Origin of the sequence: Bosea sp. OAE506, from assembly GCF_040546595.1 — a bacterium.
In the GTDB taxonomy this organism is placed as follows: domain Bacteria; phylum Pseudomonadota; class Alphaproteobacteria; order Rhizobiales; family Beijerinckiaceae; genus Allobosea.
This window is the reverse complement of the sequence record NZ_JBEPOB010000001.1, coordinates 4,294,680-4,309,552: the sequence shown is the minus strand read 5'-3', so window position 1 is coordinate 4,309,552 and position 14,873 is coordinate 4,294,680. Positions and strand designations below refer to the sequence as shown.

The following is a 14,873-nucleotide window of genomic DNA, read 5'->3' as shown; positions in this document are numbered from 1 at the left end:
TCATGGCTGAATTCGACGTCGATCTCTTCGTCATCGGGGCCGGCTCCGGCGGAACCCGGGCCGCCCGTATCGCCGCCGGCCATGGCGCCCGCGTCATGATCGCGGAGGAGGATCGCATCGGCGGCACCTGCGTCATCCGCGGCTGCGTGCCCAAGAAGCTCTTCGTCTATGCCAGCCGCTTCGCCGAGGATGTCGAGGACGCCGCGGGCTTCGGCTGGACGGTTCAGAAGCCGGTCTTCGACTGGCCGACCCTGCGCGACGCCGTCGGCAACGAGGTCACCCGCCTCTCCGGCCTCTACCGCAAGGGGCTGAACGGCGCGGGCGTCACCATCCGCGAGGAGCGCGCCACCGTCGTCGATGCCCACACCGTGCGCCTCGCCAAAAGCGGCGAGACGATTCGTGCCCGTCACATCCTTGTCGCCACGGGCGGCTGGCCGGCCTTCGATCCGCCTATTCCCGGCGGCGAGCTCGGCATTTCCTCCAACGAGATCTTCCATCTGCCGAGCCTGCCGAAGCGCATGCTCGTCGTCGGCGGCGGCTACATCGCGCTCGAATTCGCCAGCCTCTTCGTTCGCCTTGGCGTCGAGGTCACGGTGCTCCACCGCGGCGACAACGTGCTGCGCGGTTTCGACGAGGACATCCGCAATCGCCTGCGCGACGCGCTCGAACAAGCCGGCATCCACTTCCGTCTTGGCTGCACGGTCGGCCGCATCGAGCTGCTGCCGGACGGCACCCGCCGTGCCCATTGCGCCAGCGGCGAGCCGATCGATGCCGATGTCGTGCTCGTCGCGACAGGTCGCCGTCCCAACACGGCGGGGCTCGGCCTCGCCGAGGCCGGCGTCGAGCTCGGCCCGCTGGGCGAGGTTCTGGTCGATGACGATTCCGCCAGCAGCGTGCCGTCGATCCACGCGGTCGGCGACGTTACCAACCGCGTCAACCTGACCCCGGTCGCGATCCGCGAGGGCCACGCCTTCGCCGACTCAACCTTCGGCAACAAGCCCTGGCGGATGAGCCATGGCATGATCGCCTCGGCGGTCTTCACCACCCCGGAAATCGGGACGGTCGGCCTTTCCGAGGTCCAGGCCGCAGCGGCCGGCCACGAGTTGCGGATCTTCGAATCCGGCTTCCGGCCGATGAAGGCGACGATCTCGGGCCGCAACGAGCGCGTCTACATGAAGCTCGTCGTCGACGCGCAGACCGACAAGGTGCTCGGCGTCCACATCCTCGGCCATGACGCCGGCGAGATCATCCAGGCCGTCGCCATCGCCGTGACGATGGGCGCGACCAAGGCCGATTTCGACCGCACCATCGCGCTGCATCCGAGCGCGGCCGAAGAACTGGTGACGATGCGGACGCCGCGGGCGGGGTAGGGCCGCTCGCTACCGGACGAGCCCCTTCTTGGCGAGCCAGTCCTGGATCAGCTGGGCGACCTCCAGATTGTTCTTGTCGAGCATCATCATGTGGGAATTGCCCTTGATGCCGACGGTCGGGAGATTGACCACGTCGACCGAGCCGCCCGCGGCCCGGATCTTGTCGCCAAAATCGGTGCCCGTCTTGCGGATCGCCGGCCAGCGCGCGTCCTGCTCGATATAGTCGCCATAGACCATCAGGACGGGGATGTCCTTGAGGACATCGGCCCTGGCGGGGTCGCCGATCCCCGCGGGCTCGACCGCGATCAGCGCCTTCACCTTGTCGGGCCGCGCCTGCGCTACCTTGAAGCCGAACTGGCCCGACTGGCTGTGGAAGGCGATCACGCAGGGGCAGACCTTGTCGACCTTGGCGATATAGGCGTCGATGATCATCTGGTCGGTCGACGTCCAGCGCGGCACGATCTGCTTGACGAAGTTGTCGTAGCCATCCGGCGGGAACTGGCTCCCGGCGAGGTATTTCCGCTTGGAAGGATCGGCATTGTAGCTGTTGGCGCCGTCGCCGATCCGGAACCGTTCGAACGGATTGGCCGTCGTCAGGAAGACCGGCTCCCCGGGGATGACGTCTGGGTACATCGCCCAACCGGACCGGCCGCGCTCGACCGCATCGGAATTGTAGACCGCCCAGCCTTTGCGCAGGAAGAACTCGAGCCAGCCCCGGCGCCCGTCAGGCGTTGACTCGTAATTCACGCCGGTCATGCCGCCGCCGTGCCAGAGCAGCAGCGGAACCGAACCGCGCTCGTTCTGCGGCAGGAAGTACTGCACATACATCTGCCCGGTCTGGTAGGTGCCGTTCGGATCGACCCGCGCCGGCGTGCCGCCGGGCGTGAACACCACATCCTTCACGGGCCGGCCCGAGATCTCGACCAGCTTGCCGCCGACATGGAAAGAACCCATGCCGCGCAGGGCCAAGGGCTCCTCGGCCGGTGCGGCGCCGGCGGTGGCGAGGGTGAGCGCCACGGCAGCGGCGAATGAGCGGAAAGGCATCGGCGTAGTCCTCCATGACGCTCTGATCGCGGCGTCTGTGGGGAGAGGCTAGGAGCCGGTTTCCGGGCTGGCAAGCATCGGGCGTGGCTTCGAGCCGGCGCCTCTGGAATGGGCCCATGCCGCCCCGGCATCCCCCGGTCTGGCGACGGGATGGCCCTCGCCGGCGCTGACAATTTCGGCCGCACGGAGATCGCGCCGGCCCGACTGCAACAGCTGTACGACCCACGCCATCGGCGTTGAATCAGGGGTCGAACCCGTTCAGCCGGCGCTTCATCGTCTTCATCTGCGCTGTGACCAAGCGGAATCGATTTGCGAGCCGCTGCCGGCAAGCGGCTGGATCGATTCAGCTTTCGCTAACCATAAAGGGCGTTGCGTCGGCGCGGTGGGGCTCGCTCGCCATGGTGGCCTTCGCGGCGCCATAGGTGTATAGGCGCGCCTTCGCGCTTTCGAAGAGGTTAACCCGCGCGAGCGAAGTCAGGAGCAGGACCCATGTCGGAGCGGTGGACGCCCGAGAGCTGGAGGGCCAAGCCCGTCCAGCAGATCCCGGATTATCCGGACCAGGCAGCCCTGAGGGCGGTCGAGCAGCAGCTCGCCGGCTTTCCGCCGCTCGTTTTTGCGGGTGAGGCGCGCAAGCTGAAGAAGGCCCTCGCGAAAGTCGCAAACGGCGAGGCCTTCCTGCTCCAGGGTGGAGACTGCGCCGAGAGCTTCGGCGAGCACTCGGCCGACAACATCCGCGATTTCTTCCGGCTCTTCCTGCAGATGGCGGTGGTGCTGACCTTCGCCGGCGGCTCGCCCGTGGTGAAGGTCGGGCGCATCGCCGGCCAGTTCGCGAAACCGCGCTCAGCTCCGACGGAGACGATCGGCGGCGTCGAGCTGCCGAGCTACAAGGGCGACATCGTCAACGACAACGCCTTCACGCCGGAAGCGCGCATTCCCGATCCGCGCCGCCAGCTCGAGGCCTACAGACAGTCGGCGGCGACGCTGAACCTTCTGCGCGCCTTCGCCACGGGCGGCTACGCCAACCTCGACAACGCGCATCGCTGGATGCTCGGCTTCGTCAAGGATGCCCCGGCCTCCTCGCGCTACAACGAGGTCGCCGAGCGCATCACCGAGGCTCTCGACTTCATGCGCGCGATCGGCATCGACCCCGAGACGCACCCCGAGATGCGCTCGACGGACTTCTACACCAGCCATGAGGCGCTGCTGCTCGGCTACGAGCAGGCCATGACCCGCGTCGATTCGACGACGGGCGACTGGTACGACACCTCCGGCCACATGGTCTGGATCGGCGACCGCACGCGCCAGCTCGATCACGCCCATGTCGAGTTCTTCCGCGGCATCCGCAATCCGATCGGCCTGAAATGCGGCCCCTCGACCACGGTCGACGGCCTGCTCAAGCTGATCGACGTGCTCGATCCGCAGAACCAGGCCGGGCGCCTGACGCTGATCGGCCGTTTCGGCGCCGACAAGGTCTTCGACAACCTCCCGGCCCTGGTGCGTGCCACCAAGCGGGAAGGGCGCAACGTCGTCTGGTCCTGCGACCCGATGCACGGCAACACGGTCAAGGCCGCCAGCGGCTACAAGACCCGCCCCTTCGACCTGATCATGACTGAGGTGAAGAACTTCTTCGCCGTCCACCAGGCCGAGGGCACCCATGCCGGCGGCCTGCATCTGGAGATGACCGGCAAGAACGTCACCGAGTGCACCGGCGGCGCTCGCGGCATGACCGATGCGGATCTCAACGACCGCTACCACACGGTCTGTGATCCGCGCCTCAACGCCGAGCAGGCGCTGGAGCTGGCCTTCCTCGTGGCGGAGTTGGTGAAGCGCGAGCGCGCCGGCCGCGCCCGGCCGGAGGTCGAGGCGGCCGAGTGATCGGCCACCCGTCTCGGGGTTGAAATGAAAAGGCCGGGGCGCATCGCCCCGGCCTTTTTGCTTCGAAGAGGATGTTGCTGCGTCAGAACTTCAGGCCGGCCGCCACGCGCCCGGTGTTCACCGTCGTCGAGGTGCCCTCGACATCGGCGAAGCGGATGATCTGGTATTCGGCGCGCAGGAAGAGGTTGTCCGTCAGCGCCATGTCGATGCCCGCACCCGCCGAGAGGCCGAAGCCATAGACGTTGCGCTTGGTCTCGCCGACCCGCAGCGGATAGCCCGCGGCGACGAGATTGTTCTCGAGAGCTCCCGAGACCGGGTTGATGCGGGTGAAGCGCCATGTGGCATCGATCGTCGAGGTCGTATCGAAGCGCCCGAGCGCGCCGCCGACCGTCGCATAGGGCATGATCCGGCCATAGGCCCAGCCCATGCGGACGCGCGCCGTGGCATAGTCCTGCAACTGCGCGCCATTCCGGGTCGTCATGCTGATGTCGTTGAGTGTGCCGTCCGAGGTCGTGAAGCGGCGACCGATGAAGTCGCTGATCAGGTACTCGTGGCCGGATTTGGTATAGTCCGCCTCGAGACCGAGAACCACGTCGCCGAAGGCGAAGTTGTAGCCGGCGAAGCCGAAGAAGGTCGAGCCGCTGTCGCGCTTGGAGGGCAGGTTGCCCACCAGAGAGCCGAGATTGGCCTCGGAGCCGAGAAGCGTGTTGCGGTAGGCGTAGTTCGCCAGCGTCTGCAGGCCGTTGCCGGGCTTGAACTTGGTGTCGGATAGGCCCGCACCGCCGCCGAAATAGAAGCCGGACCACTTCGTGTTGCTGTCGAATTCCGGCGCAGGCGGAGCGTCGTCGATCTGCGATCCACGCAGCACCGGGTAGTCGGCCGCCAGGGCGGCGCCCGGGGCGGTCGCGACGCCGGCCAGCAGGGCGGCGGCCAGAGCTGCGGCCGGTCGATGAATGAGGCGGGTACGCATGGTCGTTTCTCCGAACGACGGCCGGCGATCTTGCAGGAGCGGCTCGTTCCTGATTCATGCGCGCTTAACCCTAACGTCAGGTTAAGCCCGTGCCGCGGTGCCGGCCCGTCGGCGTTGCTCGCCCGGCGGGGCCGCGCTACAGCCCCGCCATGACCGACCGCTCCTTCCGCCTCGCTCTCGCGCAGACGAGCCCGCTCCTCGGTGACGTGGCGGGCAATGCCGAATGCGTGCGCGCCGCCCGGGGACGTGCTGCTGCGGCGGGGGCCGATCTCGTGCTGTTTCCCGACGGCGTTCTCGCCGGTGGAGCAGCGGGGGGGCTGGTGCATCGCCCTGCCTTCCTCGATGCCTGCCGTCGGGCCTGCGAGGATCTGGCGCGCGAGACCGTCGATGGTGGGCCGGCCCTGCTGCTCGGCCTGCCCTGGGTCGAGGGCGGCGCCCTCTACGATGCCCAGGCCCTCCTCGATGGCGGCGTCATTCAGGCCGTCCGCTTCAAGGTCCGGATCGGCGAAGCGGGCGCGAGCGCCTTCCGGCCGGGGCCGCTGCCCGGCCCGGTGCCCTTCCGCGGCCTTCTCCGCCTCGGCCTCGTCCCGGGTGAGGATCTCGCCGACGAGGAGGTCCCGGAATGCCTCGCCGAGACCGGCGCCGAGCTGCTGCTGGCTTGCGACGCTGCGCTCTACCGACGGGGCGGCGCCGACCGGCGCCTGAACCGCGCCGTGGCACGCGTCGTCGAGACGGACCTGCCGCTGGTCTGGCTCAACGCCGTGGGCGCAGGGAAGGCGGGTGTCTGCGATGGCGCCTCCTTCGTCCTCGCTGCGGACCGCAGCCTGACGCATCATCTGCCGGCCTTCCGCGAAACGCTCGTCGTCACACAATGGATTCGTCGCGACGGCGTCTGGACGAGTGAGCCGGGCGAGGTCGCTGCGATCGAAACCGGCGACGAGGCCGATTATGCTGCCTGCATGCTCGGCCTGCGCGAGCATGTCCGCCTGACGCGGGCGACTGGCGCCGTTCTCGAGCTCTCCAACTCCGCCAGCGCGCTCTGCGCCGCCCTGGCGGTGGATGCGCTGGGGCCGAAGCGGGTCGAGGCCGTCCTGCTGGCCGGGGGCGAGCCCGGCGAGGCCGCGCCGGCCGATGCCGCGGCGACCGCGGCCGTGCTGGGGCTGGCCGCGCGGACGATGCCCATGGCGGGCCTGATCGGGGCGCTCGACGTGGCCTTGCCGGCCTCCGGCGCCCAGGCCACGCCGGATCGGATGGACGTGGCCCGCGCGGCCCTTCTGACCGCCCTCGCGCGAGGGATGGACCGCACCCTGCTCGCGCCGTCACCCCGGTTCGGGGCGTCCGGAGCGGCTGCCGTCATCGGCGATCTGAATCCCGTTGGCGATCTCTCACCGGCTGAGATCGACCGCCTGCTGGAACTGCGTCGTGGCTGGAAGCCTGTGGGCGCGCTGGGGCCCGACCGCCTGCTGCTCCCCGCCCTCCCGGTGGCGCCGGAAGAGCAGCCGCGGGACGCGATCCTGTCCGCGCTCGCAGCCGGACAGCGCATCGCCGAGATCGTCGCAGCAGGCCACGACGCGGCGACCGTCATGGCGCTTCAGGAAGAGCAGCGCTCGGCTGCCGATCCCCGGCGCGCTGCGCCCCGGATCAGGCTCACCGAGAGCCTCGATGAGGCCGCGGTCCGCCACGGCTTCGTCGATCGCGGCGAACCGGCCAATGAGCCGGACGCCACGCTGGTGCGCGGCATCGGGCGCCCGGGCGCAGACAGCATCGATTTCTGAAGCCGGCGCACCCGGCCTTCAGTGGACCGGCGCTGCGCCCGTATCCGCCTTGTCGTGCCGCCCGAAGCGGTCGACCATCGTCGCGCTGGCCTCGTTGAGGCCGAGCACCTCGACCTCCGCCCCGTTTTTGCGGAGGCGCAGCACGACCTTGTCGAGCGCGCCGATCGCCGAAATGTCCCAGAAATGCGCATGGGTCAGGTCGATGGTGACGCGCGCCGGCCGCTCCTCGAACGAAAAGCCGCGCAGGAAGCTCTCGACCGAGGCGAAGAAGATCTGGCCGCGCACCACATAGGTCGCGGCCGTGCCGTCCGCGCTGTCGCCCCTCTCGACGGCGACGAGCCGCGCGACCTTGCCGGCGAAGAACACGCCCGAGAGCAGCACGCCGACGAGCACACCTTTGGCGAGATCATGCGTCGCCACCACGGTCGTCACCGTCGCCAGCATCACGATGGAGGAGGGCAGCGGGTTGCTGCGCAGGTCGAGGATCGAGCGCCATGAGAAGGTGCCGATCGAGACTATGATCATCACCGCGACCAGCGCCGCCATCGGAATGATGCGGACGAGATCGTCAAGCACGAGGATCAGGAAGAGCAGGAAGGCGCCGGCGATGAAGGTCGAGAGTCGTCCGCGCCCGCCCGAGGTCACGTTGATCACCGACTGGCCGATCATGGCGCAGCCGCCCATGCCGCCGATCAGCGCCGAGGCGATGTTGCTCGCGCCCTGGCCGTAGCATTCCTGGCTCTTGTTGCTGGTCGTCTCGGTCATGTCGTCGACGATCTGCGCCGTCAGCAGCGACTCCAGCAGCCCCACCGCCGCCAGCGCGACCGAATACGGAAAAATGATCCGCAGTGTCTCGAAGGTCAGCGGCACCTGCGGCAGCGCGAAGACTGGCAATGTCGAGGGCAGCTCACCGAGATCGCCGACACGGCGCAGATCGAGCCCGAAGCCCCAGGCCAGCGCCGTCAGCACGGCGATCGCCACGAGCGGGGAGGGGATCGCCTTGGTCAGATAGGGGAAGAGGTAGATGATCCCGAGTCCGGCCGCGATCATCGCATAGGTGAGCGTAGGAACACCGATCAGCTCCGGCAGCTGCGCCATGAAGATCAGGATCGCGAGCGCGTTGACGAAGCCGGTGATGACCGAGCGCGAGACAAAGCTCATCAGGCGTCCGAGCCGAAGCGCGCCGGCACCGAGCTGGATCAGCCCCATCAGGATCGTCGCGGCGAAGAGATAGGGCAGGCCATGCTCCTTGACGAGCGTGACCATGAGGACGGCAGTGGCAGCGGTGGCCGCCGAGATCATCCCCGGCCGGCCGCCGACCACGGCGGAGACGCAGGCGATGGCGAAGGAGGCGAAGAGGCCGACCTTGGGGTCGACGCCGGCGATGACCGAGAAGCCGATGGCCTCCGGAATCAGGGCAAGCGCCACGACGATGCCGGAGAGGACGTCGCCCCGGATGTTGGAGAACCATTCACGGCGATAAGCGGAGAGTGCTGTCATTGAGGAACCCATGAGCGATCGGAACCCGCGGCGATTGCGCAGGCTTCAGGCGGATCGGCAGTTGGGTTGTCCGGCGGATCGGCGGCCGGAAGAGCCACCCGGATTTTCACCGGGTCCGTTCGAATACTCTTATTCAGTCATGGATCATGCTGCGCTGCAAGAGATGCGGGCGCGCTGCACCATGCTCCCCGCACATGGCCGCGCGGGCGATTGTCGCTGCCGGCCAAAAGCGCCATAAGCGCCGCCATGACCAGCCCCGCGCCTTCCCGCCCGCCGCTCCTGCGCTTCGCCCCGTCGCCGACGGGCTATCTGCACATCGGCAATGCCCGCTCGGCCCTGTTCAACGGGCTCTATGCCCGGCGCCATGCCGGCCGCTTCATGCTGCGCTTCGACGACACCGATCTCGCGCGTTCGAAGCCGGAATATGCCGCCGCTATCGCGGAGGATCTCGCCTGGCTCGGCATCGTCCCCGATCTCGTCATCAGCCAGTCGCAGCGCCTCTCGCTCTACGATGCCGCGGCGGAGGATCTGCGCGCCGCGGGCCGCCTCTACCCCTGCTACGAAACCGCCGACGAGCTCGAACGGCGCCGCAAGCGCCAGCTCGCCCGCGGCCTGCCGCCGATCTACGACCGCGCCGCGCTGAAGCTCACCGCCGAGGACCGGGCGAAGCTCGAGGCGGAAGGGCGCCGGCCGCATTGGCGCTTCCTGCTGGAGCCGCGCGTTGTCGCCTGGACCGATCTGATCCGTGGCGACGCCCATGTCGACTGCGCCTCGCTCTCCGACCAGGTGCTGATCCGTGAGGACGGCAGCTATCTCTACCATCTGCCCTCGGTGGTGGACGATGCGGCGACCGGCGTGACCCACATCATCCGCGGCGAGGACCACGTCACCAACACGGCGGTCCATATCCAGATCTTCCAGGCGCTGGGTGCGGCGCTGCCGGCCTTCGGACACCACAATCTTCTGACCACGGCGAGCGGCGAGGGGCTCTCGAAGCGCCTCGGCCATCTCTCGCTGCGCGGGCTGCGCGAAGCCGGCGTCGAGCCGCTGGCGGTGGCGGCGCTGGCCACGCTGACAGGCTCCTCCGATGCGGTGCGCCCGGTCGCCAGCCTCGACGAGCTGGCGGGTTTGGTCGATCTCGCCCATGTCTCGCGCGCCCCGGCCAAGTTCGACGAGCACGATCTCGACACGCTGAGCGCCCGCACGCTGCATCAACTGCCCTATGCGGCGGTCGCGCCGCGGCTGGCAGAGCTGGGCATCGGCGGGGCGGAGCCGTTCTGGCTGGCGATCCGCGGCAACCTCTCGAAGCTCGACGAGGCGCGGCTGTGGGACGACGTCGTGCGCGGGCCGATCCGGCCCGTCGTCGCGGACGAAAGTTTCGCCGAAACGGCCGCTTCCCTGCTGCCGCCGGAACCCTTCGACGCGACGACCTGGAAGAGCTGGACGGCCGCCGTCCAGGCCGCGACCGGGACCAAGGGCAAGGCGCTGTTCATGCCGCTGCGCCAGGCCCTGACCGCACAGGACCACGGACCCGAGCTGGCGGCGCTGCTGCCGCTGATCGGGCGGGACAAGGCGCTGCGGCGCCTCAAGGGCGAGAGCGCCTGAAGGCCGACCGTCATTCTCGGGCGCTGCAAGGCAGCGACCCGAGAATCTCATGACCAGTAGGTACGGGTTTGCGAGATGGTCGGGTCAAGCCCGACCATGACGCCCCCTGCTCGGGCAATCCCTCAATCGTGCCGGTGCATCGCCGACTGATGCTTGGTGTCGCGCATCGTCGAATAGACCAGCAGCGAGATGAAGATCACACCGGCGAGGTAGTAGTAGAACCACTGCTCGTGGCCCTGCTGCTTGAAGAACAGCGCGATCGCGGGCGCTGTGCCTCCGAAGATCGAGACCGTCAGCGCATAGGGGACGGCGACGCCGGTGGCCCGGATCGAGGTCGGGAACAGCTCCGCCTTCACCACCGCATTGATCGAGGTGTAGCCGGCCACGAAGACCCAGGCGCCGGAGATCAGCAGGAAGGCGACCCAGGGCGATTTGGTGCCGGCCAGCGTCGTCAGCAGTGGCACCGTCAGAAGCGTGCCGGCGACACCGAAGAAGATCAGCATCGGCTTGCGGCCGATCCGGTCCGAGATCGCGCCATAGATCGGCTGCAGGATCGCGGCGAAGATCAGCGATCCGGCGATGACATAGGTCGTGGTGATGTCGGAGAAACCGGCGGTCTGCCGTACGAAGGTCTGCATATAGGTCGTGAAGGTGTAGAAGGCCGCGGTGCCGCCGGCGGTCAGCCCGACCACGATCGCGATCTCGCGCGGATAGCGCATCAGCCCGCGGATCGAGCTCTCGCGCTTCACCGGGTTCTTGCTGGCTTCCGTGAAGGACTCCGTCTCGTGCATGTGGCGGCGCATGAACATCGCCGTGACGGCCAGCAGCGCCCCGATCACGAAGGGGATGCGCCAGCCCCAGGCGACGAGCTGCTCATGCGTCAGGAAGACGTTCTGGAGCAGCAGCAGCACCAGGATGGCGGTGAGCTGCCCGCCGATCAGCGTGACGTACTGGAAGCTCGAATAGAAGCCGCGATGCTCGGGATCGGCGATCTCGGAGAGATAGGTCGCGCTCGCTCCGTACTCGCCGCCGAGGCTCAGACCCTCGATGATGCGCGCCAGCGCCAGCAGGGCCGGGGCCGCGAAGCCGATCGTCGCATAGGTCGGCGTCAGCGCGATGATCAGCGAGCCGAAGCACATCATCAGCACGGAGATCGTCAGTGACAGGCGCCGCCCGTAGCGGTCGGCCAGATGGCCGAACAGCCAGCCGCCGAGCGGGCGCACTATGAAGCCGGCGGCAAACAGCGTCGCCGCATTGAGCTGCTGCACCACCGGATCGCTGGAAGGGAAGAAGGCCGGCGCGAAATAGAGCGAGAAGGCCGTATAGGCGTAGAAATCGTACCATTCGACGAGATTGCCGACGGAGCCGACGAAGATCGCCTTCAGGCGTCGTTTCGCGTCGGCGAATTCGATCGGATGCGGTTGCGGCTGGGATGTCGCGGTGTCGGACATGGCGGTCTCCGGCGCGGGAGCGGCCGGTCCTGCCGCCGACGACGGCGCGAGGCGATCGGCGAGGCGGTTCGGGTCCGCTGCCCCGATGAGGGTGGCGTTACCTCCTCTATCGCGCCGTCGTCGTCATGCGTCCACGGGCTAGCCAGTTCGGTTTTGCGCGACTGCAATACGCTCAGCGCATGGAACAGCCTGCGTCCTCAGGGCCGGATGGTCGCGTTTCCGAGATTGGGCGCGAGGTTCGGCGCGACGATCCGCACCGTCCGGCGTTCGCCCGTCACGCTCTGCGATTCCCGCTTGAGGCCATCGCCCTTGTCGAGAACGCGCTCGCCGACCGAGGCCGGGCCGACGCCGGCCGACTCGGTCCCGGAGGTCGGAGAGTTCTCGGACGGCATCGGCTTCTCTTCGGGAATCGCGGGCGTAGCGGCCGGCTGCACCGCAGGAGCTGCGGCGCCGCGCCGCTTCGGATCGGGCTTTGCCTCCTTCGGCCGCGACAGTTCCGCGGCGCGCTGCTCGGTGACGATGACGTCGCCCTTGCGCTTGTCGAGCAGGTACTCGGCTTCCTTCAGGGCCTGCGCCCAGCTTTGGCCCTGCGCGCGGCAGGTGCAGGCGGAATCGAAGCTGCGCTGATACTTGCCGGCGTTCGGCAGTGAGGCATAGGGCTGGCCGGTGGCGCGCGCGACCGCGTTCTGGATGTCGCCGCCATTGGTCATGCCATAGGCCAGCGTCTCGACGCCGGGGCAGAGCGCCTGGCACATTTCGTCGGAGCTGTCGCGTCCGCCGGGATTGTTGGCGAGCGGGAAGAAGAAGCCGTCGCAGGTCCGCACGCAAACCGTCTGGGGGCCGCCCATCCGCGGCTTTTCGGGCTCGATCGGCTGCTCGGGGTCGAGCTCCGGCATCGTCGAATCGATTTCTCCGCGGCGTGGCTCGAGGCCGAAGATGGTCTCGAAGAAGCCGCGCTGCTGTGGGGCGCGGCAGTTGGCGTTGATCGCGGAGGCGAGCTGCGCCCGGCGCTGCTCTACGGCGCCGCCCTGCGCCGCCTGCTGGAGATTGGCGTACTGTGCCTGCAACTGGCCGATCTGCGCGCGCAGGCCGCCACATTCGCGGGGAGGCCCCTCGCCGAAGAAGGTGAAGCCGCCGCGCTCGCAGCCCATGGCGCGGTACTGGTTCGTCGCCTGCGCGAGCTGCGCGCCGACGCGTTGCGCCATCTGCGCCGCGCGCGGATCGCCGCCGCCGCGCTGGCCCTGCAGGCTGGCGAGTTCGGAGCGCCAGGCATTGCAGGCGGGCGACTGCGCCACCGCCGCGCCGCCGGTGAGGGCGAGCGCGAACAGCGCCGCACCGAGGCGGCCGGGGGAACGCAGTCGGAGGCGTCTGAAGAGCATCGCGGGTCGGATCACGTCACCTGCTTGTCGGTCTCGAATGCCAGACGGCCCTTGTCCAGGGCTGGCGGGCTCGCCGGAGCACAACAGCCGCCAAACGCGACGGAACTATGGAGCGGTGCCGCCGCGGGCGCGGCCTGCAGGCGTTCGCATGCCATATCCGCCGCCGCCGGGCAATCGTCGCACCACCTTGGGCGGGACCGGTTGGCGCGCGCGCGCCGACTGTCTAGAAGGCTCGCGAGCCATCCGCGCATGTCGCGCGGGCGCAGCGACCGGGCGATGCCGACATGACCGAACCTCTGGCGCTGGAAGCCGCCTTCATCCCCGAGCTGCCGAACTACTATCGCGGCAAGGTCCGCGAGAACTATGACCTGCCGGACGGCCGGCGCATCCTGATCTCGACCGATCGCCTCAGCGCTTTCGACCGCGCCATCGCCGCGATTCCCCATAAGGGCCAGGTCCTGACCCAGACCGCGCGCCACTGGTTCGAGCACACCGCCGACATCTGCCCCAACCACGTGCTCGAATATCCCGATCCCAATGTCGTGGTCGGCAAGCGGCTCGACATCCTTCCGGTCGAGATCGTGGTGCGCGGCTATCTCGCCGGCACCACCGGCACCTCGATCCTGACCATGTACAAGCAGGGCCGGCGCGAGATGTACGGGGTCAGCCTGCCCCACGGCCTGCGCGACAATGAGCGCCTGCCGGAAGCGATCATCACCCCGACCAGCAAGGCCTTCGACGGCGGCCATGACGAGCCGCTCTCGGCCGCGCAGATCGTCGATGAGGGGCTGCTGACCCGCGAGCAGTGGGACACGGTGAGCCGCTACGCGCTGGCGCTTTTCGCGCGGGGCCAGGCGATGGCGGCGCAGCGCGGCCTGATCCTCGCCGATACCAAATACGAGTTCGGCACCGACGCTGACGGCACGATCCTGCTCGCCGACGAGATCCACACCCCCGATTCCAGTCGCTACTGGATGGCCGATAGCTACGCCGCGCGCTTCGCAGCGGGCGGTAAGCCGGATTCCTTCGACAAGGATTTCGTTCGCAACTGGGTCGTCGCCCGTTGCGATCCCTACAAGGAGGATCTGCCGCCGATCCCCGCCGAGCTGATCGCGCAGACGACCGACGTTTATGTCCGCGCTTTCGAGACCATCACCGGGCAGGCCTTCCAGCCGCCCCCGGCAGGCGAGCCGCCACTGGAGCGCATCCGCCGCAATCTCGCGCGGTTTTTTTGATCAACCAGCCCTCATCCTGAGGAGCCGCGCCAGCGGCGTCTCGAAGGATGCTCCAGTGTTCTCGGAATCTCCTGGAGCATCCTTCGAGACGCGCTTCTGCGAAGCGCTCCTCAGGATGAGGGCTGATGAAGACGGAAGGCGAGCCCCCCTCAGCCCTCGTCGTCGCGATAGCTGCCGGCGAGGTGGCGGCTGCGCTCGGTCAGGGTCGAGAGCACGCGCTCGAAGACCTTGAGCTCCTCGGGCGCGATGCCCTCTGTCCAGCGCGCCTGGAAGGCCAGCGCCAGCGGCACGATCTGGGCATAGATCCGCTCGCCGGCCGAGGTCAGGGCGACGAAGGATTCGCGCCGGTCCTGCCGGTTCTCGGCGCGCGAGACGAGGCCGCGCTTCTCCAGCTCCGAGACGGCGCGCGAGACCTTGGTCTTGTGCATCTGCGCGAGCTCGCCGATGTCGCGCGAGGTCAGCTTGCCGAACTCGCCGAGCTGCGCGACCACCCGCCATTCGGGAATGCCGATGCCGAATTGCGCGTCGTAGATGCGCCCCAGCGCGCGCGCCGAGTGGAAGGCCACGACATTGAGGCGGTAGGGCAGGAACTGCTCCAGCCGGAGCGGCGCTTCCGGCTGGGGAGAGGGGGGCTTCGTCGTCATGGTTGGGCGTCAGCCTCCCGCGGCC

Annotated in this window: 11 protein-coding genes and 1 other annotated feature; of the genes, 5 read left to right on the top strand and 6 right to left on the bottom strand. The window is 68.5% G+C overall.

Annotated features, from left to right (window positions below):
* Nucleotides 1-2: 2 nt before the first annotated feature.
* Nucleotides 3-1,370 carry a glutathione-disulfide reductase gene (gene gor, locus ABIE41_RS20940; protein WP_192642164.1) on the top strand — a complete coding sequence of 456 codons (1,368 nt, stop codon included), beginning with the start codon at nt 3-5 and terminating at the stop codon, nt 1,368-1,370.
* A gap of 9 nt (nt 1,371-1,379) precedes the next feature.
* On the opposite strand, the gene ABIE41_RS20935 is transcribed toward gor, so the two are convergent.
* Entirely contained in the window at nt 1,380-2,414 is a 1,035-nt protein-coding gene (locus tag ABIE41_RS20935; RefSeq protein WP_192642163.1) for an alpha/beta hydrolase, read from the bottom strand.
* Nucleotides 2,415-2,903: 489 nt separating this feature from the next.
* Between ABIE41_RS20935 and ABIE41_RS20930 the strand changes: the two genes are divergently transcribed.
* The gene (locus ABIE41_RS20930; protein WP_192642162.1) at nt 2,904-4,289 is read left to right on the top strand and encodes a class II 3-deoxy-7-phosphoheptulonate synthase; all 1,386 of its coding nucleotides are present in this window, start codon (nt 2,904-2,906) and stop codon (nt 4,287-4,289) included.
* A gap of 82 nt (nt 4,290-4,371) precedes the next feature.
* On the opposite strand, the gene ABIE41_RS20925 is transcribed toward ABIE41_RS20930, so the two are convergent.
* On the bottom strand, nt 4,372-5,259 hold the full coding sequence (locus tag ABIE41_RS20925) for an outer membrane protein (RefSeq protein ID WP_192642161.1): 888 nt from the start codon (nt 5,257-5,259) through the stop codon (nt 4,372-4,374).
* 149 nt (nt 5,260-5,408) lie between these two features.
* On the opposite strand from ABIE41_RS20925, the gene ABIE41_RS20920 reads away from it, so the two are divergent.
* On the top strand, nt 5,409-7,034 hold the full coding sequence (locus ABIE41_RS20920; RefSeq protein WP_192642160.1) for a nitrilase-related carbon-nitrogen hydrolase: 1,626 nt from the start codon (nt 5,409-5,411) through the stop codon (nt 7,032-7,034).
* Between the two features lie 18 nt (nt 7,035-7,052).
* On the opposite strand, the gene ABIE41_RS20915 is transcribed toward ABIE41_RS20920, so the two are convergent.
* Nucleotides 7,053-8,534 carry a SulP family inorganic anion transporter gene (locus ABIE41_RS20915; RefSeq protein ID WP_192642159.1) on the bottom strand — a complete coding sequence of 494 codons (1,482 nt, stop codon included), beginning with the start codon at nt 8,532-8,534 and terminating at the stop codon, nt 7,053-7,055.
* A gap of 64 nt (nt 8,535-8,598) precedes the next feature.
* Nucleotides 8,599-8,654: a sequence feature (sul1 is cis-regulatory element that is thought to sense ions involved in sulfur or methionine metabolism; They are found in Alphaproteobacteria), on the bottom strand.
* A 126-nt stretch (nt 8,655-8,780) separates the two neighbouring features.
* On the opposite strand from ABIE41_RS20915, the gene gltX reads away from it, so the two are divergent.
* Nucleotides 8,781-10,139: a glutamate--tRNA ligase gene (gene gltX / locus ABIE41_RS20910; protein ID WP_192642158.1), complete on the top strand. Its 1,359-nt coding sequence runs from the start codon at nt 8,781-8,783 to the stop codon at nt 10,137-10,139.
* 122 nt (nt 10,140-10,261) lie between these two features.
* On the opposite strand, the gene ABIE41_RS20905 is transcribed toward gltX, so the two are convergent.
* Complete coding sequence (locus ABIE41_RS20905; RefSeq protein ID WP_192642157.1) at nt 10,262-11,590, bottom strand: MFS transporter; 1,329 nt, start codon at nt 11,588-11,590, stop codon at nt 10,262-10,264.
* Between the two features lie 197 nt (nt 11,591-11,787).
* Nucleotides 11,788-12,969 (bottom strand): DUF2865 domain-containing protein, encoded by a 1,182-nt coding sequence (locus ABIE41_RS20900; RefSeq protein WP_192642156.1) that lies wholly within the window; start codon nt 12,967-12,969, stop codon nt 11,788-11,790.
* A gap of 284 nt (nt 12,970-13,253) precedes the next feature.
* On the opposite strand from ABIE41_RS20900, the gene ABIE41_RS20895 reads away from it, so the two are divergent.
* Nucleotides 13,254-14,204 carry a phosphoribosylaminoimidazolesuccinocarboxamide synthase gene (locus ABIE41_RS20895; RefSeq protein ID WP_192642155.1) on the top strand — a complete coding sequence of 317 codons (951 nt, stop codon included), beginning with the start codon at nt 13,254-13,256 and terminating at the stop codon, nt 14,202-14,204.
* A gap of 149 nt (nt 14,205-14,353) precedes the next feature.
* Here the strand turns inward: ABIE41_RS20895 and ABIE41_RS20890 are convergent, their stop codons facing one another.
* The gene (locus ABIE41_RS20890; RefSeq protein ID WP_192642154.1) at nt 14,354-14,848 is read right to left on the bottom strand and encodes a MarR family winged helix-turn-helix transcriptional regulator; all 495 of its coding nucleotides are present in this window, start codon (nt 14,846-14,848) and stop codon (nt 14,354-14,356) included.
* Nucleotides 14,849-14,873 lie beyond the last annotated feature (25 nt).